Below are 21409 nucleotides of genomic sequence, written 5' to 3' on the forward strand. Positions count from 1 at the left end.
AAAATCCGCGTCATCTGCGTTCTCCTATTCCACATGAAAATCCAACAAAATCAAATTGAACAAACTATCGCATTTGTAAAATCACAACTCGAAAACGCAGAAGGCGGACACGATTGGTTTCACATTCAAAGAGTATTGAACAATGCATTGCTGATAGCCAAAACGGAACAGGTTGATGTATTTATTGTTCAACTCGGAGCGCTACTCCACGATATTGCCGATAGTAAATTCCATAATGGTGATGAAACGGTTGGCCCAAATGTAGCACGCGAGTTTTTAACGGAGATTAATGTGGACGCAGCGGTCATTGATCATGTGGTAAACATCATAGAAAACATCTCCTTTAAAGGCGGAAATGAACTTCAAAAATTCAGGTCGCCTGAGCTTGATGTCATTCAGGATGCAGACCGGTTAGATGCGCTAGGCGCTATTGGCATTGCCAGAACCTTCAATTATGGCGGATTTAAAAATCGCGCGTTATATGATCCGGAGATTAAGCCAAACTTATCAATGTCTAAAGAGGAATATAAAGCATCAAACGCTCCTACTATCAATCATTTTTACGAAAAATTATTGCTTTTAAAGGATAAAATGAACACTGAAACCGGCCGACAAATTGCTACGGAAAGACACCATTTTATGGAATATTTTCTAGAGCAGTTTTATGCAGAATGGGATGGATTAAAATAATTAAAACAATTTCAATTGCCGATCTTTAAACGCCTCATGGAGGTCTGTATTAAGTGTAGGCATAGATTTCCCTTTAAAATATTTAAGCTTGGCCAGTTTCACCATGTCGTTGATTTGTTTGGCTATTTCACCTTCGCCTCTCATGCGCGTTCCGTAACGTGAATCGTTTAAATTGCCACCGTGGCAGCTTTCAATTTGATGCAAAACTTTCTCGGCGCGATCAGGCATCGTTTTATGAATCCAATCCGTAAAGATTTCTGCAATAGCGCCGTTGAGTCGCACTATGGTATGTCCCATACTCAAAGCACCCATTTCGGACACTTTTTTCGCCAATGGCAAGACTTCATGACTGTTGATAGAAGGAATAATTGGAGCCATCATCACATTTACTGGAATCCCGTTTTCAGATAAAGTCTTTACAGTTTCCAATCGTTTTTTGATGGTTGCCGTTCTTGGTTCCAAGACACGACGAGTCTCTTCCGAAAGTGAGGTAATGGACAGGTTCACCGCAATTAGATTGTCTTTAGCAAGTTCTTTGAGAAGATCAAGATCCCTAAGAATTAACGCGTTTTTTGTAATGATACCGACTGGATGTTTGTACTTTAAAAAAACTTCCAAACATTGACGCGTTAGCTTGAATTCCTGTTCGGCAGGTTGGTAACAATCGGTATTTCCAGACATTACAATAGGAAACGCTTGCCAACTTTTCCTTTTTATAAACTGTTCCAACAATTTTGGCGCATCTTTCTTAACCAAAATCCGACGTTCAAAGTCGAGCCCGGCACTATATCCCCAAAATTCATGGCTATTCCTTGCATAACAATAAATACAGCCGTGCTCACAACCTTGGTACATATTCATGGAATAGCCCATTCCCACATCAGGACTGTCCACTTTGTTGACAATGGTCTTTGGAAACACTTCCAAATAGAGCGTTCTATTTTTATCAGCGTCCTCCCCTTCTTTCGCGCAATATTCTAAAAAATCATCGCGCATTTCATGACTTAATTGGAAGAATTTATTGGGGACGTTAATTTGTGCTCCGCGACCTTTTATGGTAGGATTAGGGTCCATTTTATGACTTTTCGATGATTGTTAATGCCTAGATGAGACCTTAAAGATAGCAAGACACCTATGCTGGTGATGGCTACAATTTGTAGAAAGCACCATTAACAACTCAGGATGAATCGATTACAAAGAAAGCCTTCTGTTAAAAAATAACATCCTTTTAACATAGACAATCTTACATAAACCCCTAAAAATTCAATAATTTTAGCCCTCACAAATATTCCTAAAACATGAAAAAATTATTGCTTTCCCTCACCATTTTTATGATGACGTTTTCATCGGCAATTAAAGCAGATGAAGGCATGTGGTTTTTGATGCATATTGAGCGTCTTAACCATAGAGACATGCAAAAAATGGGACTTCAATTGACTGCTGAAGAAATTTACAGCGTCAACAACAGAAGCTTAAAAGATGCTATTGTTCAATTTAATGGTGGGTGTACCGCTAGTATTGTTTCTGATAGCGGATTGGTGTTAACTAACCATCACTGTGGTTATGATGCTATTGCAGAATTATCTTCTGCTGATAGAAACCACCTTAAAAATGGTTATTGGGCAAAATCTTTAAATGCCGAATTAAAGCCAGAAAGCTTATACGTTAGATTCTTCGTTAGAATGGACGATGTATCAAAACGTATTTTATCACAAGTAAATGAAACGATGTCTGAAAAAGACCGTGAAGCTGCCATCAACAGAGAAATTGCCAAAATTGAGCAAGAAAATAATGAAGGCGGAAAATATACCGTTTCTGTACGTTCTTTCTACCAAGGCAATGAATTCTACTACTTTGTATATGAAGATTACAAAGATGTCCGTTTGGTAGGAACACCTCCAGAAAGTGTTGGAAAATATGGTGGTGACACTGATAACTGGGAGTGGCCAAGACATACAGGCGACTTTGCTCTATTCAGAGTTTACGCTGATAAAGAAGGAAATCCTGCAGAATATTCTACTGAAAATGTGCCTTTAAAATCAAAATACCACCTTCCTGTAAGTCTTGATGGCGTTAAGGAAAATGATTTTGCAATGATTTTAGGTTACCCAGGTAGAACCAACCGTTGGATGCCTGCACAAGGTGTTGAGCAAAACGTGAAGTTTGCTTATCCTGCATGGGTTGAAGGTTCTAAATTGAGCATGGACGTGATGAAAAAGTATATGGATAGTGATGAAGCTATCAACTTAATGTACGCTTCTTCTTACGCAAGCATCGCTAACTATTGGAAAAACCGTGGTGGAATGATTACTGCTTTAACAGATCATAAAACTGTAGCTACCAAAACAAAAGTGGAGGACGCTTTCAATAAATGGGCGAATAAAAAAGAAAACAAAGCTAAATATGGCAATGTAATTTCTGATATCAATGCTTACTATAAATTGACTAATGACAAGGCGCAACACGACAACTATTTAACAGGAATGTTACGTGGTAGCAAGTTTGCGGTGTTACCATCAAGAATTGGTAGCGCTTTAAAACAATACGCAGAATCTAATGAAGCTGCACGTGAAAACATGCTTTCCAGATTACAGCCTTTTATTGACGCGTCGTTTAAAGATTTCCACTTGCCTTTAGAAAAAGAAATCCTTGCAAAACAATTAAGCTTATATGCGACTAAAACCAACTATCCACTTCCAGTGATGGTTAAAGAAATCGCTGATAAAAACACTAACGATTTTACAGCTTTTGTTGATTCTGCTTTTGATGCAAGCATCTTCTCTTCTAAAGAAAATGTACAGGCGTTCTTAGAAAATCCTGATCTTTCAAAATTAGAAAATGATCAATTGTACAAATTATCTGGAGAGTTATTAGCAAAATACAGAGAGCAACCAGAGCATTTGGTGAAACCTGAGAACGATTATCAAGCGGCTTTCAGAAAGTTGGTTGCTGGATTACGTGAGTCTAAATTGAGCAACATTCAATATCCTGACGCTAACTCTACGTTGCGTTTAAGCTACGGAAAAGTGAGAGCTTTACCTGCTGATAAAAGAAATGATGCTGCAGTAAATAACTACACTACATTAAAAGGAATGGTTGCAAAATACATTCCTAATGATGATGAGTTTGATTTGCCACAAGACATGTTAGACATTTATGAGAAAAAGGATTACGGACGTTACGCCAATGAAAAAGGTGAGCTTTCAGTAAACTTCCTATCTGATAATGATATTACTGGTGGTAATTCAGGATCTCCAGTGATTAACGGTAAAGGCGAATTGATTGGTTTAGCTTTTGATGGTAATATAGAAGCGATGGCTGGCGATGTTATTTTTGATAGCAACCTACAACGTACCATCAATGTTGATATCCGTTACGTACTTTGGTTGATTGACAAATATTCTAACGCTAAACATATTGTTGACGAATTGACAATTGTTGGTGGGAAATTATAGTTAGAATTAAGACCGCTTCGCTTTAGAAGTGAGTATTAAGACTTTTTTTAATGAAAAATGCGAACTATTATGTAGTTCGCATTTTTTTGTTTTTATAAATCTCAATGGATCAGCGTAAATCAGCCGAATCTGCGTGACCTGCCCTGCCGACTAAGGCGGGTCCGTGTTCTATTTTCCCGGAAACTCAGCCTTACGCTTTTCTAAAAACGCCGTAGTGCCTTCCGTGAAATCTTCAGTTCCAAAGCATTTTCCAAATTGCTTGATCTCTACTTTATAACCATCAACACCGTCTTTATAATTAGCGTTAATCGCTTTTATAGCGCCTTTAATGGCCACTGTAGAGTTACGCATGATCTTGCCTGCTATTTTCTCACATAAAGGCATTAAGTCCTCCTGAGTGGTTACATGATTTACCAATCCGTAAGCTTTAGCAGTTTCAGCATCAATCATACCTGCCGTCATTACCATTTCCATAGCGCGACCTTTGCCCACCAATTGTGGCAAACGTTGAGTACCTCCATATCCTGGAATAACTCCTAATGAAGTTTCTGGTAAGCCCATTTTGGCATTATCACTCGCCACCCTAAAGTGACACGCCATTGCCAATTCGAGTCCACCACCAAGCGCAAATCCGTTGACCGCGGCAATAACAGGTGTGGATAAATTCTCTACATAATCAAATAGCAATTCTTGACCTTTAGCTGCTAGTTTTCCACCTTTTTCAACATCAAAATCGGCAAATTCGCTAATATCAGCGCCCGCCACAAAAGCTTTTTCGCCACTTCCAGTAATGATGATCACCTTCGTTTTTTTATCCTTATTTGCCACTTTAAAAGCTTGGTTAAGCTCGTTTATGGTTGCTTTGTTTAAGGCGTTTAACTTATTTGGACGGTTAATTGTAATGGTTGTGATGCCGTCTTTAGTGTTGGATAGAATGTTTTCGTAAGACATAATTATATTTTTAAAATAGTACAGCTGACTTTCGCAAATTGGATTTATAGCGATATGGACTTGCATATCGAGACCCACCGAAACGACAGAAATTGAAAATTAAGAATTATTTTATAAGATTCCTGCCTTTCCAGACATCTTATTGTTTTGGAAAAGTAACGGTAAAAGTGGTTCCTTTCCCTTTCTGAGAAGTAAAGGTAATAGTTCCGTGGTAAGTTTCCACTATATTTTTAACCATCGCCAACCCAAGACCCATGCCGCTCGATTTTGTAGTGAACTTAGGCTCAAAAATTCTTGGAATGTTTTCTTCCGAAATCCCCTTACCATTATCAGCTACGGAGATTTTTACCAAATTATCTTCAGACATGACACTTACCACAACTTTCGGATCTTTATCGTCCGCAATTGCCTGCGTCGCATTTTTCACCAAATTAGTGACCACACGAATCAGTTGTGTGCGGTCCCATTGGGCAATGATTTCCTTTTCATCTGCTATAAAAATAATATAGTCTTCACTAAAAATATCTAAGGCCAGCTTTACAATATGCACCACATTAAGGGTTTCATTCTGCTGTGCCGGCATCTTTGCAAAATTTGAAAATGCTGAGGCTATAGAACTCATCGTATCAATTTGCTGAATGAGAGTTTGGCTGTATTCATCCACTTTCTGATGGATATCAGGATCTTCAGGATTAAACTTACGTTGGAAACTTTGTACGCTCAAACGCATTGGTGTCAGCGGATTTTTAATTTCGTGCGCTACTTGTTTCGCCATTTCTCGCCATGCTTGCTCACGTTCTGAAGTGGCTAATTTGACAGCACTTTCTTGAAGCTGGTCAATCATACTATTGTAAGAATTCACCAAAGTGGCAATTTCCTCACTGGACGATTCAATTTCAATTCGCTTATTCTGTTTTTCGAGGCGCGTCGCATTGATTTTATCACTAATGGTTTTAAGCGATTTTGTAATGTATTTTGATAGGAAATATGCCAAAAGAATCGCCAATAAAAGCATTACAAAATAGGCATAACCAAGACGTTCCAAAAACTCGCGCAATTCCTTATTTAGAAATTCATCGTTTTCCAAATAGGGTAAATTCAGAATTGCTATGGGTTTAAATTGTTTGTCGGTGATGTAGGTATAAGACGATTGAAATGTTTGATTATTAAGTGTTGTTTTCTCAACATAGCGATGTTCCGCAGTATTGGAAAGGCCGTTTAAAATATTAGCGTTTAGACATTTTGCGATGGTATCGCCTTCAATACTCGCCTTTGAAGATTTCATCAATCCGCCTTCAAGATCAAAAATATTTACTTGTAATTGGTGGATATCAGCAATTTTATAAATCTCTTCCTTGAAGATTAAAGGCACTTTTTCAGTCTTTACTTCCCAATAAGTTTCTCGGATTACAAAATCGATGTGACGTCTAATATTCTCTTCCTTCCGCTCCAAACGATCACGATGATAATCTCGTGCTTCTTCGTTATATTGATAAATGGTAACGCTAGCAATAAGAATGGACGCGATAAGCACCAACAAAATCATTGCAAAAAAGATACGTACGCGTAAGGAAAGCCGTCTGAGTTTCATTTAAAAATTTGTAGCACGATAAATATAACAATAATCACACCAAAACCGGCCTTGGAATAATTTCAAAATTAGAACAGATTTGAAGTGGCACTATTATGCGTTTGGATTCTTGTCCCGTATATTCTTGTAGATCTTAAAGCCCAGCATCAATAGCACTCCTAAAACAAGGATGCCTACCACACCAAAAATCCAATTTATTGAACTTTTAAGAATTACCAGAAAGACAACTGAAAACAGAATAAACGTAGCTCCTTCGTTCCATAATCGCATAAAATTAGAAGTCTTAGTCACTTCACCACGTTGCAATTGATTGTAATATTGATGGGTTTTTAGATGATAAATAATCAATAACACAACGAACACCAATTTTACATGCATCCAGCCTTGTTGCAACCAATATGGATTTAAAATAAGCAGCCAAATTGCAAAAATAATAGCGAGAATAGCTGAAGGCCATGTGATGATATTCCAAAGACGCTTCGCCATCAATTTTAATTGTTCGCCTAGAATCTCCTTATCTGGCGATGGTTTATGGGAAGCTTCAATTTGATACACAAATAATCGAGGAATGTAGAAAAGCCCAGCAAACCAGGTGATTACAAAGATGAGATGTAAGGATTTTATGTAGTTATAGTATTCCATGACGCAAAATTAATTAAACATCTTTAGGGATTAAATTCTTCTTGATTTCCCGATTCAAAAAATAGGCCGTCACAATCGTCGCCAAGATATCTGAAATTGGAAAAGAAATCCACACACCGAATTCGCCATAAAATCGAGGTAAAATCAAGATGAGCGGAATAAAGAAAAATCCTTGCCTACATAGTGTCAATAATAACGCTGGTATTGCTTTGCCAATGGCTTGAAAATAAGCTGCTCCTATTAATTGCCATGCAATAATTGGTGTGGCAGCAAAAACCCATCGCATATCGTTTGGCGCTTGTCGCAATACCTCAACTTCTGAAGTAAACATGCGCGTAATATTTTCAGGAAACACCATCAACACAATAAACACGATAGAGGCTAAAATGGCCGCATATTTAATAGCGATATTGAGTGTTTCGCGCACCCTATGGTAGTTTTTGGCACCGTAATTAAACCCTGCAATAGGCAAAAATCCTTGGGTAACGCCCAACACAGGAAACATCGCGAACATTAACATCCTACCCGCAATGGCATAAGACGTCACCGAGGTCTCGCCCCCCAAATCAAACAGAATATTATTCATGAACAAATAAGTGATACTTACCACTGCTTGTCGCGCTAAAGTGACAAATCCTAAGGAAGTAATTTCTTTGACAATCGGGAAATTCAATCCTAAATGGGAAAAATTGATTTTTAACTCCGATCTGTTTGAGGCATAAAACCAAAGAATAAACAAGAAACAAAACCCGTAAGACAATGTCGTAGCCCAAGCAGCGCCTGCCATACCGTAATCCAGCACATAAATAAAAATATAATCCATCAACAAGTTACTCACTGAAGGAATCATCATGGCGTACATGGCAAATTTCGGTTTTCCTTCCGCACGAATCACGGTATTGGCCATCATACAAAGCGCTAAAATAGGCACCCCGTAAAGTACAATCTCGTAATACGTTTTTGCCGGTGCAAAAATAGCCCCTCGCCCACCAAAAGAATCGATAATGGAATCCGCAAAAAACAGCCCAATAAACACCAACGTTAAGGTTAGTAACAAGGTCAACGTAATTTGATTGCCGAAGGTTTTTAGTGCTTTTTTATAATTCTCCCCGCCAAGCGCTCGGGAGATAATGGAAGATCCGCCAATACCAATTGACATTCCCAATGCCGCAATAAAGAATGACACTGGCAATACGACATTTATAGCAGCAATTGCCGTTGAACCAATCCAATTCCCCACAAAGATAGTATCCACCAGAATATTCAGTGACATCACCAAAATCCCGATAGACGCCGGTAGCGCTTGCTTTATGATAAGCTTGCTAATGGGCTTTGTGCCCAAGTCTTGTGAAGAATTATTTGCCATTATGCAGTGACAGATTCAGTAGTGGCCCACTCGTTGATCCAATTTGAAAGTAAGTTAACAAATTCGTCGTCATCATTCAAACAAGGGACCGTTGTAAATTCCTTACCGCCCATTTCATGGAAAATCTCTTCGCCTTCCATGGCAATTTCTTCCAAAGTTTCAAGACAATCACTCACAAATGCAGGTGTAACAACCGCCATTTTTTTGACGCCTTGTTTACCAAATCGCTCAATAGTCAAATCTGTAGGTGGTTGCAACCAAGGATCAAATCCTAATCGCGATTGGAACGAACTTGAATAGGTTCCTGGCGCTAAATTCAGTTTTTCAGCTACTAATCTTGTCACTTCCAAACATTGGTGACGGTAGCAAAATTCATGTGCTGGTGACGGTGTAATACAGCAGCTTTTATCGATTTTACAATGCGATTTTGTAATGTCCCGTTTGCGGATATGACGTTCTGGTACTCCATGATACGAAAACAATAAATGCTCGTACGGATTATCTTTTAAATGTCTGCCAATAGAATTGGAAAGCACCTCAATATAATCTTCGCGATTGTAAAAGGCTTTTAAATCGGTTATTTTAAGGTTTGGAAAATGTTCTTTTCGAAGCTCTTCTGCCAATACCAAAATAGTTTCGGTGGTTGCCATGGCAAATTGCGGATACAAAGGCATTAAAAACACCTCTTCCACACCTTTATCAACAAGTTCCTGAAGCCCTTTTTTAATGGTCATGCTACCATAACGCATCCCTAAGGCAACAGGCAAGGTCGTGTTTTTCTGAATTTTATTTTTAAGACGCTCAGAAATGACGATTAGAGGCGAACCTTCTTCCCACCATATTTTTTTATACGCTTCCGCAGATGCTTTAGGTCGTGTGTTTAAAATAATGCCTTTTACAATAAGCGTTCGTGCCCATAATGGAACATCAATGACACGTTCGTCCATTAAAAACTCACTTAAATAAGGCTTAACATCTTCTGGTGTTGGGCTATCTGGCGAACCGAGATTAACGAGTAGTACTCCTTTTTTCATTGAACTGTTTTTATCATTCCCTCTAAAATGGGACTCTTTTTAACCTGTCAGCATTGGAAACTGAGCAGATAATTAATAATTTACGAAGATAAGGACATTAAGTATTTTTTGGGTGTGATGCCAAACTTCTTTTTGAATCCTGCTATAAAGTGACTCGATGCACTATAACCCACTTTTAAGCCCACTTCATTGACGTTATGTTCTCCGGATTCCAACAGCTTTCTGGCCACTTCCATCTTATAATCAAACAAAAAGCTATACACGGTATCGCCATAAATTTGCTTAAAGCCTTCTTTAAGTTTCTTTAAATTTAGTCCAATTTCATCAGACAATTCCTGCAAAGTTGGTGGTTCTGCCATTCTGGAAATGATGATGTCTTTGGCTTTCCTAATTTTGATAACATTGGTCTCATCTACCAAAAAAGGACATTGTTCAATATTTGCATCCTCATTCCTATTAAAGTATAGGCTCAACAATTCGTAAGCCTTGCCTTTAAAATATAGGTTTTTGATTGACGCGTTTAAATTGTAATGAATCAATTGCGTCAACACAATGGCAGACGAAGGTGATATTTTACCATCCTTATAATATTTCTTATCCTTATTATCATCGCTCAAAAACGTAATATAATCCGCTTCTTGCGAAAACAATCCGTGAAACTTTTTAATGGAGATCAGAATGGAAACCGACCATGAATTAGGCTGCATTTCCAAATGGATAGGCAAATCGCGCTGGGGATTATAGAGTAACAGTGAATTTTCTTCTAAAATATCCAAAGCATAGCGCCCTTCATTAAATATAAACTTGCTTGAACCCTTTAAACAGAAGTGAAACTGAATAAAATTACTATCAATTTCACGCTGGGCAACCTCAACAACAGTACTTTCATTTTGACAGGTCAACACGAAAAATCCGTCTTCGACCTGAGTTTCTTCAAAAGAACCTTTAGCGACATTTTTTAAATCCATAATCTTCTTAATTAGATGGCAGTTATTTAGATTCATTCTAAACAAAAGCCTGATAAAGCACTGATATGACTGCAAAAATATGACATTTATCATAGTTTTTTAAATTAAACCCCTAAAAAACCACAAGCGACACTAATAGTTCCTCGAGCGGTGTTTTTATTCGATTCTCATTTCTATTTTTGCTCTCAAATTTCCAAATCAGGTATGGAGCATTACCACATGACAAGAGGCACATATTTTTATGCCATTGGTTTAAGCTATAAAAAGGCTGACGCCGATGTTAGAGGGCATTTTAGTTTGGATGACACATCCAAAGAAACCCTTCTAAATCAAGCAAAAACAGAAGGTATTGAGAGTTTAATTGTAACCTCAACCTGCAACAGAACCGAAATCTACGGTTTTGCAGAACACCCATACCAACTCATCAAATTACTTTGTGATAATACAAAAGGCACCGTTGAAGAATTTCAAGAAGTGGCTTACATTTATAAAAACAAAGAGGCTATTTCCCATATGTTTCGTGTAGGTTCTGGCCTTGATAGTCAAATTTTGGGTGATTTTGAAATCATAAGTCAACTTAAAAAAAGCGCTAGAGAATCTAAAAAACTGAGTTTGCTTAACGCTTTTACAGAACGTTTGACCAATGCTGTCATTCAAGCAAGCAAACGCATCAAAACTGAAACTGAAATCTCATCTGGAGCTACTTCAGTCTCTTTCGCGTCCGTTCATTATATTTTAAATACGGTAGAAGACGTTTCAAGTAAAAATATTCTTCTTTTTGGTACAGGGAAAATCGGTAGAAATACCTGTGAAAATCTTGTAAAACACACCAAAAACGATCATATCACCCTTATTAACAGAACTAAGACCAAAGCTGAGGAAGTTGCTGGTAAATTTAATCTGTTAGTAAAGGATTACGCAAATCTTCAAGAAGAAATCAACGCCTCTGACATTTTAATTGTGGCTACTGGAGCTCAAAATCCGACGGTAGACAAACATTGCATCCAATCTAAAAAACCATTATTGATTTTAGATTTATCAATTCCGAGAAACGTAAATCAAAACGTAACGGAATTGGAAAATGTCACATTAGTACATTTGGATGATTTATCGCAAATGACTGATGATACCTTAGAGCGCAGAAAAGCCTTTATTCCGGTTGCTGAGGAAATTATCGAAGAAGTTAAATTAGACTTTAACAGCTGGTTGGCAACGCGAAAATTCGCACCTACAATCAATGCATTAAAACTTAAGTTGCTCGATTTCAAAAATGCGGAATTAGAAACGCAACGTAAAAAACATGCTGATTTTAATGAAGCACAAGCAGAATTGATCAGTAATAATATCATCCAAAAAATAACGAACCACTTTGCATACCATCTGAAAAATGATGATATGTCTACTGACGACAGTATTGAACTTATCAAAAAAGTGTTCCAGTTAGAATCTCCAACACATGTCTAAAATTATAAGAATTGGTACCCGCGATAGCGAACTTGCGCTATGGCAAGCCAAAACTGTACAACAACAACTCGAACATTTGGGTCATAAAACCGTATTGGTTCCCGTAAAGTCAACTGGCGATATGCTGCTTGACAAACCCATTTATGAATTAGGCATTACCGGTGTCTTTACCAGAATTTTGGATGTTGCAATGCTCAATAATGAAATTGACATTGCCGTACATTCCCTAAAAGACGTTCCAACAGTGTTGCCGCAAGGCATTGTTCAGGCCGCGGTTATAAAACGTGGAAACGTAAGAGACACCTTGGTTTTTAAGGATAACGAAGAGTTTTTATCGCAACGCGAAGCTGTGATAGCAACTGGAAGTTTAAGACGAAAAGCACAGTGGCTTAACCGCTATCCAACCCATACCATTGTTGGCTTACGTGGCAACGTCAACACGAGATTGCAAAAACTTGAAGACAATGAAGATTGGAATGGCGCTATTTTTGCCGCAGCTGGAATTGGCAGAATTGGTGTTCGGCCTGAAGAGGCCATCAATTTAGAATGGATGGTTCCTGCTCCTGGACAAGGTGCTATTATGATCACCGCTCGTGAAAACGATACCGATTTACTTGCTATTTGCAACGAAATCAATCACGAAGAAACACAAATTTGTACCACTATAGAACGTCAGTTTTTAAACCTTTTAGAAGGTGGCTGTTCGGCTCCAATTGGTGCTTTGGCATTCATAAAAGACGAAGAAGTTTCCTTTCAAGGTGTCTTGTTGAGTTTAGATGGCAGCAAAAAAATTGAAGTCACTCGTAAAGAAAAACTTGGCAACCATCATAATATCGCACAATATGCTGCTGACTATGTGTTAGAACGTGGCGGAAGCAGAATTATGAATGAACTGGAAGACCCCGACAAAAACATTCAAATATTTTCTACCAAGAATTTATCTGAAATGCAACGCCAACGTTTTCAAAATGTCAACGTAGAAAGTACCGACTTTTTAAAAATAAGCTTAAACAGAATTCCGAAGCCATTATTAAAGTCGCCAATACAAAATGTGATCATTACGAGCCAAAACGCTGTAGAAGCTATTACCGCTATCGTTCCTAAAGAAGAATTACAATTTAAGAACATCTATTGCGTAGGCCGACGCACTAAAAAACTGATTGAGACTAAAATCGGTAAAGTGAAGCATTCTGAAAACTACGCCAAATCACTTGCTGACTATTTAGTGGAGTACATTGATGGCACTGAGGTGACTCATTTTTGCAGTGATATTAGGTTGGATGAAATTTCAAACACCTTACAGGCAAACAACATTAAGGTGAATGAGGTAGAAGCATACAAAACTATTTTGGATTCAACAGAAATTAATCCAAAAGTTGAAGGTATTATGTTCTATAGCCCTTCCACAGTAGCTGCGTATCTTGAAAACAATGAAGCAGGTAACCGAGTAGCTTACTGTATTGGAGAAACAACGGCTACAGAAGCTAAAAAACACTTTAACGATGTGCGTGTTGCAAAAATACCTACGGTAGAAAGTGTGATTGATTTGGTAAACGAAAACTACGCTTAAGGGTTAAAACCTAATGGAATTAACCCGTAATTGTCAGATTTGGTAGGCTGAAATCTACACAAGCATATTTGTATTTAAAAGCAGAATTATAACTTAATAATGGGATTCTTGCGATCGCAGGAATGTGGGATATGATAAAAAACGATTTATACTTAAGAGCATTAAAAGGTGAAATAGTTGATCGTCCACCAGTTTGGATGATGCGTCAAGCAGGACGTTATTTACCTGAATTTCAAGAAATAAAGGCCAAATACGATTTCTTTACACGTTGTCGCACACCAGAATTAGCGAGCGAAATTACTGTGCAGCCTATCCGACGTTACGGCATGGACGCGGCTATTTTGTTTAGTGATATTTTGGTTATTCCTCAAGCCATGAATATTGAGGTGCAAATGAAACCTGACTTTGGGCCTTATTTGCCAAACCCTATTCGCTCTCAAAAAGATGTGGATAATGTGATTGTTCCTGATGTTCATGTAGAATTGGATTATGTGATGCAAGCCATTAAACTCACAAAGGAGATGTTGAATGACGAAATACCGCTAATTGGTTTTGCAGGCTCTCCTTGGACTATTTTATGTTATTGCGTACAAGGTCAAGGAAGTAAAAACTTTGACAAAGCGAAAGAATTTTGTTTTACGAATCCTATTGCGGCGCATCAATTATTACAGAAAATTACAGATACTACAATCACTTATTTAAAAGCAAAAGTTGCTGCTGGGTGTGACGCTGTTCAAATTTTCGATTCTTGGGGAGGTATGTTATCTCCTACCGATTATACCGAATTTTCATGGCAATACATCAACCAAATTATTGAAGCATTAAAAGATGATGCTCCTGTAATTGCGTTTGGTAAAGGGTGCTGGTTTGCGTTGCATGATATGGCAAATTCAAATGCATCGGCTTTAGGTATTGACTGGACGTGTTCTGCACAAAATGCACGTTATTTAACTGGAGGAAAGATCACTTTACAAGGTAATTTTGATCCAACCAGATTGTTTTCACCACCTGCTGAAATCAAAAAGATGGTAAACCAAATGATTAACGAGTTTGGAAAAGACAGATATATCGTAAATTTAGGTCACGGAATTTTACCTAATATCCCGTTAGATAATGCTAAGGCATTTATTGACGCCGTTAAGGAATATAAAAGTCCAAACTAATACATAAAAAACCTCATAGATTTTGAGTCCGGAAGTTCCTGAACTATGAGGTTTTATCTCAATCTATGGTGCGCAACATTTTTAAAGGCATTAAAGCCTATGCCGGAACCTTCAAATTGATTTCCAAACTTAAACTTTGGAAGTATTTTGGTGTACCCGTGCTCATCAGTATCATTGTTGCCACTACCATCATCCTTTCTGCTTATGCCCTATCTGACGATTTTGGGTATTACATTTCGAAGCTCTGGATTTGGGATTGGGGAAAAGAAACCTTTTTCTTAATTAGTGAAATTTTAAGCGGCCTTTTAATCCTGATCTTAGGATTTATACTTTACAAGCATATTGTTATGGCACTATCGGCGCCATTTATGAGTCCCGTATCTGAGAAAATTGAAGCACATTTATTAGGTATAGAACGGCACTCCCATCGCGATACGTCATTTACAGAACAACTGTGGAGAGGCACACGAATTAACGTGAGGAATTTGTTGCTGGAATTACTATTTACAATTCCCATTATATTGATTGGTTTTATTCCGCTTGTGGGCATAGTGTCTACTATTTTACTGTTTTTAGTACAAGCTTATTATGCCGGATTTGGAAATATGGATTACACTTTGGAGCGTCATTTTAAGTACGACGAAAGCATAAAGTTTGTAAAAGAACATCGCGGATTAGCTATTGGAAACGGTATTGTGTTTATGTTATTTCTGTTGATTCCGGTGATAGGAATTATTTTGGTTTTACCATTATCAGTAACCGCAGCTTCAACAGAAACTGTAAAAGCAATCAAAGCACAAAACAGACTAAAAATTTCATGATATATAGTTCAGCCACGCTTAGCATTTCTTTATTAAAGCCCGCTGATGCTTTGCAGCTGAACAAACTTTTAGTCTCAAATACGGAACGTTTTATTCGCTTTTTGCCATTAACATTAGCGGACAATAGAACATTAGAAAGCACGCACAATTATATCAAAAGAAAGATTGAAGCGGCTGAAAATAGAGAAGAATTTGTATTTGTTATCAAAGATAAATATCAGATTCAGATTATAGGTTTGATCATTTTAAAACAGATTCAATGGGATATTAAGCAAGCAGAATTTGCTTACTGTATTGGAAGCCGCCATAAAGGGAAAGGGTTGATGATAGAAGCGATAAAAGCTTTAACATCCTATGCGAACCAAGAAATGGGATTGAAAACATTTCAAATAATCACCCATAAATCAAACGAATCGAGCGTTAACGTCGCTTTAAAATCTGGTTTTAAGTGGAAAAAAACCTTGGTCAATGAATTTACTCCATTAAATGAAGCTCCAATGGATATGGAACTTTTTGAATTAAAGACATGAAAGATAAATTTTACAACTACATACTCGAATTACAAGATACCATCACATCAAAACTTGAGGAAATAGACGGCAAAGCAACCTTCCAACAAGATATTTGGGAACGTCCAGAAGGTGGTGGCGGAAGAACACGCGTTATAGAAAATGGAAACGTTTTCGAAAAAGGGGGTGTTAATATTTCTGCTGTTCATGGGGAATTACCTGAAAGTATGCGCCAATATTTTGGTGTTACTGATGCCAATTTCTTTGCCTGTGGTTTGAGTTTGGTGTTACATCCAAAAAACCCGATGGTTCCAACAGTCCATGCCAACTGGCGCTATTTTGAATTGTATGATCAAAATGGAAATATTGTGGATTCTTGGTTTGGTGGCGGACAAGATTTAACACCGTATTACCTGTTTGAAGAGGACGCCATTCATTTTCATCAAGTGTGCAAAACAGCCTGCGATAAACATCACCCAGAATATTATGATTTCTATAAAAAGAAATGCGACAGCTATTTTTGGAACGCGCACCGCAATGAAGCACGTGGTGTAGGTGGTTTGTTTTTCGATTATTGCAAATCAACCGACACGTTTTCTATGGAAGATTGGTATGCTTTTGTCACTGAAGTAGGTAATAGCTTCCTTGAATCTTATGTGCCAATTGTCGAAAAACGCAAAGAGTTAACCTATACGGAAGCTCAGAGAACGTGGCAGGAAATTCGTCGTGGACGCTATGTAGAATTCAATTTGGTACACGATAAAGGCACCTTATTCGGATTAAAAACCAACGGCCGAATAGAAAGTATTTTGATGAGTTTACCGCCACATGTACAGTGGGTTTATGACCATCATCCAGAAGAAGGTAGCGAAGAAGAAAAATTATTAAACGTATTAAAAGATCCAGTGGATTGGATCAATTTCTCATAAACAACGGCGTGTTATAAGCGCTATTTAAATAATAACTGCAGACCGAATTCTGCAAATTGAAGATTCAAAATTATGTACCCATTAAGAAGAAATAGAAGATTGAGAGCTAACGAAGCTATTCGTTCATTGGTCAGAGAAACAATCATATCTCCAGATGATTTTTTGGTCCCACTTTTTGTTGTTGAAGGCAAAAACGTAAAGGAAGAAATCGCATCTATGCCAAATTACTACCGCTATAGTTTAGACTTACTTGAAAAAGAAGTAAAAGAACTATGGAACATGGGCTTAAAATCGGTATTGCTTTTTGTAAAAGTTCCAGACAATCTTAAAGATAATAGAGGTGCTGAAGCACTTAATGATAATGGCTTGATGCAACGTGCGATAAAAACCGTTAAAAATGCTTTTCCTGGCATGCTAGTGATGACTGACGTTGCCTTTGATCCGTATTCTGCTTATGGACATGACGGGATTATTGAAAATGGCATCATTTTAAATGATGAGAGTGTTGATATGCTTGCCCAAATGAGTGTTTCGCATGCGAATGCTGGCGCTGATTTTGTTGCCCCAAGTGATATGATGGATGGCCGAATTTTAGCTATTAGAGAAGCCTTGGAAGATGAAGGCTTTACAGATACTGGCATTATGAGCTATTCTGCTAAATATGCATCTGCATTTTACGGACCATTCCGTGACGCTTTAGATTCTGCTCCTGTGGATATGAAAAACATTCCAAAAGACAAGAAAACCTACCAAATGGATTATGCCAATAGGTTTGAAGCCATCAGAGAAACGGAAATGGATATTGATGAAGGAGCCGATATTGTTATGGTAAAACCAGGATTATGCTATTTGGATATCGTACGTGAAATTAAAAATGCCGTTGATGTTCCAGTTGCCGTTTATCAAGTGTCAGGCGAATACGCCATGCTAAAAGCTGCGGCTGAAAAAGGGTGGCTTGATCATGACGCCGTTATGATGGAGCAAATTACCGCAATTAAACGTGCAGGAGCTGATGTGATTGCATCGTACTTTGCTAAAGATGTGGTAAGACTTTTGAATAAATAGTAGTACTAAAATCACAATTAAATTGGGCGCTTTATAGAGATTTTCGGATATCGAAATCTTCATAAAGCGCTCATTTTGTTACATAACCAAAGATATTTTTGTATATTCAGTTTCGATTAAATCCTTAATCGTGATAAACACCTTTGATTCCAATGGATGATATCGATACAAAAATTCTTCAGATTCTGCGCAGAAACTCCCGCGAATCCTTCGCAACTATAGGAAAATCAGTGGAACTTTCGGCTCCCGCGGTTGGAAAACGTGTTAAGCAATTAGAAGAAAAAGGCATTATTTTAGGCTATTCGCTAAAAATCAATCACGAAAAGCTCGGCATTACTACAAAGGCCATCATCCATTTAAAAATCCACCAGTCGAGCACCATAAGAACCGCTTACAACCAAATTATCAATCAGGAGGAAGTACAGCGTTGCGACCGAATTACGGGTGAAGATCGGCTTGCCATCCTTGGCTATTTTCCATCCAACAAAGATTTGGTAACCTTTATTGAACGCATTTCACAATACGGCGTTCCTGATACCAGTATCATTTTAGAGAGCTAAAAATTTATCGTTATGAGGAAACATAGACTCTAATAATATCCTTAAATTAGCATTTAAACTTCAAGATTAATGACTCTACTTATCCTTTATGCATTTGTTTCAATCTTTTTCTCCTTTCTATGCTCCATTTTAGAAGCGGTTTTATTGAGTGTTACCCCAACCTTTATCAATATTAAAAAGAAGGAAAATAAAAGTTACGCGGAGTCTCTAGAGGCCTTAAAAAAGGACGTTGATAAACCTCTTATTGCCATTTTAACCTTGAATACCATTGCACATACTGTAGGGGCAATTTTAGTTGGTGTTCAGGCGGAACAAGTGTTTGGAAATGGCGACAACTCCATCATGATCGTTTCAGCAGTGATGACATTTTTAATTTTGGTGCTGTCTGAAATCATCCCAAAAACCATTGGCGCTACCTATTGGAAAAAGCTGGTAGGTTTTACTACCGTTGCATTAAACATTTTAATTTTCCCTTTAAAATATACCGGAATCCTTTGGGTTCTGCAATTGACCACAAAATTAATTGGCGGTAAAAATGCACATGTCAGTACCGTAAGTAGAGACAGTTTTTTAGCGATGGCTGACATTGCTCAGGACGAAGGCGTTTTTAAGGAATCAGAGAGTAAGGTGATTAAAAACCTACTCAACTTTAGAAAGATTTTGGCCAAAGATATTATGACGCCACGTACCATAATGGTGTCTGAAGATGAAACGACATCGGTTAAACCGTTTTTTGAAGAAAACCAAGAACTGCGCGTATCAAGGATTCCTGTGTATTCTGGAAACCCAGATAACATTACAGGATTGGTCTTAAAAGATGACATTTATAAAGAAATGGCTCTTGATAACGATTCAAAATCATTGGCAGACATAAGAAGGGAAATTATCATCATTGAACGCAACTTACCTATTCCCACGTTATTTGAGAAATTAGTGGAAAGTAAAAATCATATGGCTTTAGTGGTTGATGAATACGGTACGGTTACAGGCTTGGTCACCATGGAAGATGTGATTGAAACCTTGTTGGGGCTCGAAATTATGGATGAAAGTGATAATATTGCCGACCTGCAAGAGCAAGCGCGAAAAAGCTGGGAAGCTCGTGCGAAAAGTTTAGGGATGCTCAATGACGAGGTAACAACTAAAGATGTCATCACGCCGGAAAAAGGGAATCCTAAAAAAGAAAATTAGTGGAACATTGCATCATTTCATCACCATTGGGTTTTACTAAAATTGAAGGTGATGAACAGGGCATATCCTCGATTTCTATATTGAATTCAGAAGAAAAAGTTACAGATATAATTCCTGTGACGCTTGAAGACTGCACTCGTCAACTTTTCGAATATTTTGAGGGGAAACGCACCCAATTCGACCTTATCTTAAATCCTGAAGGTACCGATTTTCAAAAGAGGGTTTGGAATGCACTTCAGGAGATACCATTCGGGAAAACACTTTCTTATTTACAACTATCACAACAATTAGGTGACGTTAAAGCCATACGAGCCGTGGCCAGCGCCAATGGCAAAAATCCGCTATGGATTGTTGTGCCCTGCCATCGTGTTATAGGAAGCGACGGCAGCCTCATAGGTTACGCCGGCGGACTGGCACGCAAACAATGGCTTTTGGAACATGAAAGCCCTTATAAGCAGCAAAGTTTGTTTTAGCACACTACTGTAATTACGACCCTGTTTATATTTGTCATTCCGACGTTAGGAGGAATCACATAAAACAACACCTCATGAAAAAAGCATACTATAAAACCAAAACCACTTCATTTAAGGCATATCATTCCGACTCTGTCTAAACTTGTCATTCCGACGCAGGAGGAATCACATAAAACAACATTGAAACCCCCTCTTAACAGACACATTATTAAGCCCTTAACCACCCCACAACCAGCCAACTTTTACCTAACTTAGATCACTCCCTCGCTGGGAATATATAACACCTTAGAGAAATGATTGAATTCGCGCAAGGAAGCCACACTTACTATGTGTATATCATTACGAACACGTACAGAAGCACATTCTATATCGGAGTCACGAATAGATTACAACACCGACTCCAACAACACCAAGAAAACCTCCTACTTAAAAAGAAAACATTTGCTGCAAAATATAACTTACAGTACTTAGTGTATTATGAAAAATTCAGCTGGATTCAATTGGCTATTGCCAGGGAGAAAGAATTAAAAGGTTGGAGAAGGGAAAAGAAACTGAGCTTAATTCGTGAGTACAATGAGGGTTTTGAATTTTTGAATCATTTGTTTCAGTAATTGTGGATGATTGGGTGTTTGGAAGGGTTTGATTGGTTAGTGGGATGATTGCATGCTTCATTATGTGATTCCTCCTTCGTCGGAATGACAAACCAAGAAGAGTGGAATGACAAATTAGACATTGTTGCTGGTTGTGGGCTTGATTGGTAGGCGAGGTGATTGCATGCTTCATTATGGGATTCCTCGTTACGTCGGAATGACAAAAATAAAAAGGGTGGAATGACAAACCCGACATCGTTGCTGGATATGGGCTTGATTAGTTAGCGGCGTGATTGCATGCTTCATTATGGGATTCCTCCTTACGTCGGAATGACAAACCAAGAAGAGTGGAATGACAAATTAGACATTGTTGCTGGTTG

Annotated in this window: 20 protein-coding genes; 13 read left to right on the plus strand and 7 right to left on the minus strand. The window is 38.0% G+C overall.

Annotated features, from left to right (window positions below):
• The first annotated feature begins 33 nt into the window (after positions 1-33).
• Positions 34-690: an HD domain-containing protein gene (locus Q0947_RS05825; RefSeq protein WP_299393427.1), complete on the plus strand. Its 657-nt coding sequence runs from the start codon at positions 34-36 to the stop codon at positions 688-690.
• On the opposite strand, the gene Q0947_RS05830 is transcribed toward Q0947_RS05825, so the two are convergent.
• Positions 691-1764 carry a PA0069 family radical SAM protein gene (locus tag Q0947_RS05830; protein WP_299393431.1) on the minus strand — a complete coding sequence of 358 codons (1074 nt, stop codon included), beginning with the start codon at positions 1762-1764 and terminating at the stop codon, positions 691-693.
• Between the two features lie 224 nt (positions 1765-1988).
• Between Q0947_RS05830 and Q0947_RS05835 the strand changes: the two genes are divergently transcribed.
• Entirely contained in the window at positions 1989-4145 is a 2157-nt protein-coding gene (locus Q0947_RS05835; RefSeq protein ID WP_299393435.1) for a S46 family peptidase, read from the plus strand.
• A 168-nt stretch (positions 4146-4313) separates the two neighbouring features.
• Here Q0947_RS05835 and Q0947_RS05840 read toward each other — a convergent pair whose 3' ends face one another.
• The 6 genes from Q0947_RS05840 to Q0947_RS05865 form a co-directional block, all read right to left on the minus strand.
• Positions 4314-5096 (minus strand): enoyl-CoA hydratase-related protein, encoded by a 783-nt coding sequence (locus tag Q0947_RS05840; protein ID WP_299393438.1) that lies wholly within the window; start codon positions 5094-5096, stop codon positions 4314-4316.
• A gap of 139 nt (positions 5097-5235) precedes the next feature.
• Positions 5236-6687, minus strand: coding sequence for an ATP-binding protein (locus tag Q0947_RS05845; RefSeq protein WP_299393442.1), 1452 nt, complete (start codon positions 6685-6687; stop codon positions 5236-5238).
• Between the two features lie 93 nt (positions 6688-6780).
• On the minus strand, positions 6781-7329 hold the full coding sequence (locus tag Q0947_RS05850) for a CopD family protein (protein WP_299393446.1): 549 nt from the start codon (positions 7327-7329) through the stop codon (positions 6781-6783).
• 13 nt (positions 7330-7342) lie between these two features.
• Positions 7343-8695, minus strand: coding sequence for an MATE family efflux transporter (locus tag Q0947_RS05855; protein WP_299393449.1), 1353 nt, complete (start codon positions 8693-8695; stop codon positions 7343-7345).
• The gene (hemH, locus tag Q0947_RS05860) at positions 8695-9729 is read right to left on the minus strand and encodes a ferrochelatase (protein WP_299393452.1); all 1035 of its coding nucleotides are present in this window, start codon (positions 9727-9729) and stop codon (positions 8695-8697) included. The genes Q0947_RS05855 and hemH overlap by 1 nt, the downstream gene beginning before the upstream one ends.
• Positions 9730-9809: 80 nt before the next feature.
• Positions 9810-10697, minus strand: a complete 888-nt coding sequence (locus Q0947_RS05865; protein ID WP_299393454.1) for an AraC family transcriptional regulator — start codon at positions 10695-10697, stop codon at positions 9810-9812.
• Between the two features lie 204 nt (positions 10698-10901).
• Between Q0947_RS05865 and hemA the strand changes: the two genes are divergently transcribed.
• The 11 genes from hemA to Q0947_RS05920 all read left to right on the plus strand — a co-directional run bounded on the left by hemA (position 10902) and on the right by Q0947_RS05920 (position 21050).
• Positions 10902-12161: a glutamyl-tRNA reductase gene (gene hemA / locus Q0947_RS05870; RefSeq protein WP_299393457.1), complete on the plus strand. Its 1260-nt coding sequence runs from the start codon at positions 10902-10904 to the stop codon at positions 12159-12161.
• Entirely contained in the window at positions 12154-13731 is a 1578-nt protein-coding gene (gene hemC / locus Q0947_RS05875; RefSeq protein WP_299393461.1) for a hydroxymethylbilane synthase, read from the plus strand. Before hemA ends, hemC begins: the two co-directional genes overlap by 8 nt.
• Positions 13732-13862: 131 nt before the next feature.
• Complete coding sequence (hemE, locus tag Q0947_RS05880; protein ID WP_299393463.1) at positions 13863-14894, plus strand: uroporphyrinogen decarboxylase; 1032 nt, start codon at positions 13863-13865, stop codon at positions 14892-14894.
• Between the two features lie 65 nt (positions 14895-14959).
• A complete protein-coding gene (locus Q0947_RS05885) occupies positions 14960-15715 on the plus strand; it encodes an EI24 domain-containing protein (RefSeq protein ID WP_299393466.1) in 756 nt (251 codons plus the stop codon).
• The gene (locus tag Q0947_RS05890) at positions 15712-16245 is read left to right on the plus strand and encodes a GNAT family N-acetyltransferase (RefSeq protein WP_299393469.1); all 534 of its coding nucleotides are present in this window, start codon (positions 15712-15714) and stop codon (positions 16243-16245) included. Before Q0947_RS05885 ends, Q0947_RS05890 begins: the two co-directional genes overlap by 4 nt.
• Positions 16242-17153, plus strand: coding sequence for an oxygen-dependent coproporphyrinogen oxidase (gene hemF, locus Q0947_RS05895; protein WP_299393471.1), 912 nt, complete (start codon positions 16242-16244; stop codon positions 17151-17153). The genes Q0947_RS05890 and hemF overlap by 4 nt, the downstream gene beginning before the upstream one ends.
• Before the next feature lie 72 nt (positions 17154-17225).
• Positions 17226-18218, plus strand: a complete 993-nt coding sequence (hemB, locus tag Q0947_RS05900) for a porphobilinogen synthase (protein ID WP_299393473.1) — start codon at positions 17226-17228, stop codon at positions 18216-18218.
• A gap of 152 nt (positions 18219-18370) precedes the next feature.
• Positions 18371-18778 carry an Lrp/AsnC family transcriptional regulator gene (locus Q0947_RS05905; protein WP_299393476.1) on the plus strand — a complete coding sequence of 136 codons (408 nt, stop codon included), beginning with the start codon at positions 18371-18373 and terminating at the stop codon, positions 18776-18778.
• Positions 18779-18847: 69 nt separating this feature from the next.
• Entirely contained in the window at positions 18848-19966 is a 1119-nt protein-coding gene (locus Q0947_RS05910) for a hemolysin family protein (protein ID WP_299393479.1), read from the plus strand.
• Positions 19966-20439 carry a methylated-DNA--[protein]-cysteine S-methyltransferase gene (locus Q0947_RS05915; RefSeq protein ID WP_299393482.1) on the plus strand — a complete coding sequence of 158 codons (474 nt, stop codon included), beginning with the start codon at positions 19966-19968 and terminating at the stop codon, positions 20437-20439. The genes Q0947_RS05910 and Q0947_RS05915 overlap by 1 nt, the downstream gene beginning before the upstream one ends.
• Positions 20440-20732: 293 nt before the next feature.
• On the plus strand, positions 20733-21050 hold the full coding sequence (locus tag Q0947_RS05920) for a GIY-YIG nuclease family protein (protein WP_299393484.1): 318 nt from the start codon (positions 20733-20735) through the stop codon (positions 21048-21050).
• The last annotated feature ends 359 nt before the right edge of the window (positions 21051-21409 follow it).

Origin of the sequence: uncultured Gelidibacter sp. (assembly GCF_947500795.1) — a bacterium.
Classification (GTDB): Bacteria; Bacteroidota; Bacteroidia; order Flavobacteriales; family Flavobacteriaceae; genus Gelidibacter.

What these genes read in the sequence shown, in the direction of transcription:
- hemE (WP_299393463.1), top strand. Translation starts at nt 13,863, where the DNA reads ATGATAAAAAACGATTTATACTTAAGAGCATTAAAAGGTGAAATAGTT.
- Q0947_RS05835 (WP_299393435.1), top strand. Translation starts at nt 1,989, where the DNA reads ATGAAAAAATTATTGCTTTCCCTCACCATTTTTATGATGACGTTTTCA.
- Q0947_RS05845 (WP_299393442.1), bottom strand. Translation starts at nt 6,687, where the DNA reads ATGAAACTCAGACGGCTTTCCTTACGCGTACGTATCTTTTTTGCAATG.
- Q0947_RS05910 (WP_299393479.1), top strand. Translation starts at nt 18,848, where the DNA reads ATGACTCTACTTATCCTTTATGCATTTGTTTCAATCTTTTTCTCCTTT.
- hemF (WP_299393471.1), top strand. Translation starts at nt 16,242, where the DNA reads ATGAAAGATAAATTTTACAACTACATACTCGAATTACAAGATACCATC.
- Q0947_RS05850 (WP_299393446.1), bottom strand. Translation starts at nt 7,329, where the DNA reads ATGGAATACTATAACTACATAAAATCCTTACATCTCATCTTTGTAATC.
- Q0947_RS05890 (WP_299393469.1), top strand. Translation starts at nt 15,712, where the DNA reads ATGATATATAGTTCAGCCACGCTTAGCATTTCTTTATTAAAGCCCGCT.
- Q0947_RS05920 (WP_299393484.1), top strand. Translation starts at nt 20,733, where the DNA reads ATGATTGAATTCGCGCAAGGAAGCCACACTTACTATGTGTATATCATT.
- Q0947_RS05825 (WP_299393427.1), top strand. Translation starts at nt 34, where the DNA reads ATGAAAATCCAACAAAATCAAATTGAACAAACTATCGCATTTGTAAAA.
- Q0947_RS05840 (WP_299393438.1), bottom strand. Translation starts at nt 5,096, where the DNA reads ATGTCTTACGAAAACATTCTATCCAACACTAAAGACGGCATCACAACC.
- hemC (WP_299393461.1), top strand. Translation starts at nt 12,154, where the DNA reads ATGTCTAAAATTATAAGAATTGGTACCCGCGATAGCGAACTTGCGCTA.
- Q0947_RS05905 (WP_299393476.1), top strand. Translation starts at nt 18,371, where the DNA reads ATGGATGATATCGATACAAAAATTCTTCAGATTCTGCGCAGAAACTCC.
- Q0947_RS05865 (WP_299393454.1), bottom strand. Translation starts at nt 10,697, where the DNA reads ATGGATTTAAAAAATGTCGCTAAAGGTTCTTTTGAAGAAACTCAGGTC.
- Q0947_RS05885 (WP_299393466.1), top strand. Translation starts at nt 14,960, where the DNA reads ATGGTGCGCAACATTTTTAAAGGCATTAAAGCCTATGCCGGAACCTTC.
- hemH (WP_299393452.1), bottom strand. Translation starts at nt 9,729, where the DNA reads ATGAAAAAAGGAGTACTACTCGTTAATCTCGGTTCGCCAGATAGCCCA.
- Q0947_RS05830 (WP_299393431.1), bottom strand. Translation starts at nt 1,764, where the DNA reads ATGGACCCTAATCCTACCATAAAAGGTCGCGGAGCACAAATTAACGTC.
- hemA (WP_299393457.1), top strand. Translation starts at nt 10,902, where the DNA reads ATGGAGCATTACCACATGACAAGAGGCACATATTTTTATGCCATTGGT.
- hemB (WP_299393473.1), top strand. Translation starts at nt 17,226, where the DNA reads ATGTACCCATTAAGAAGAAATAGAAGATTGAGAGCTAACGAAGCTATT.
- Q0947_RS05855 (WP_299393449.1), bottom strand. Translation starts at nt 8,695, where the DNA reads ATGGCAAATAATTCTTCACAAGACTTGGGCACAAAGCCCATTAGCAAG.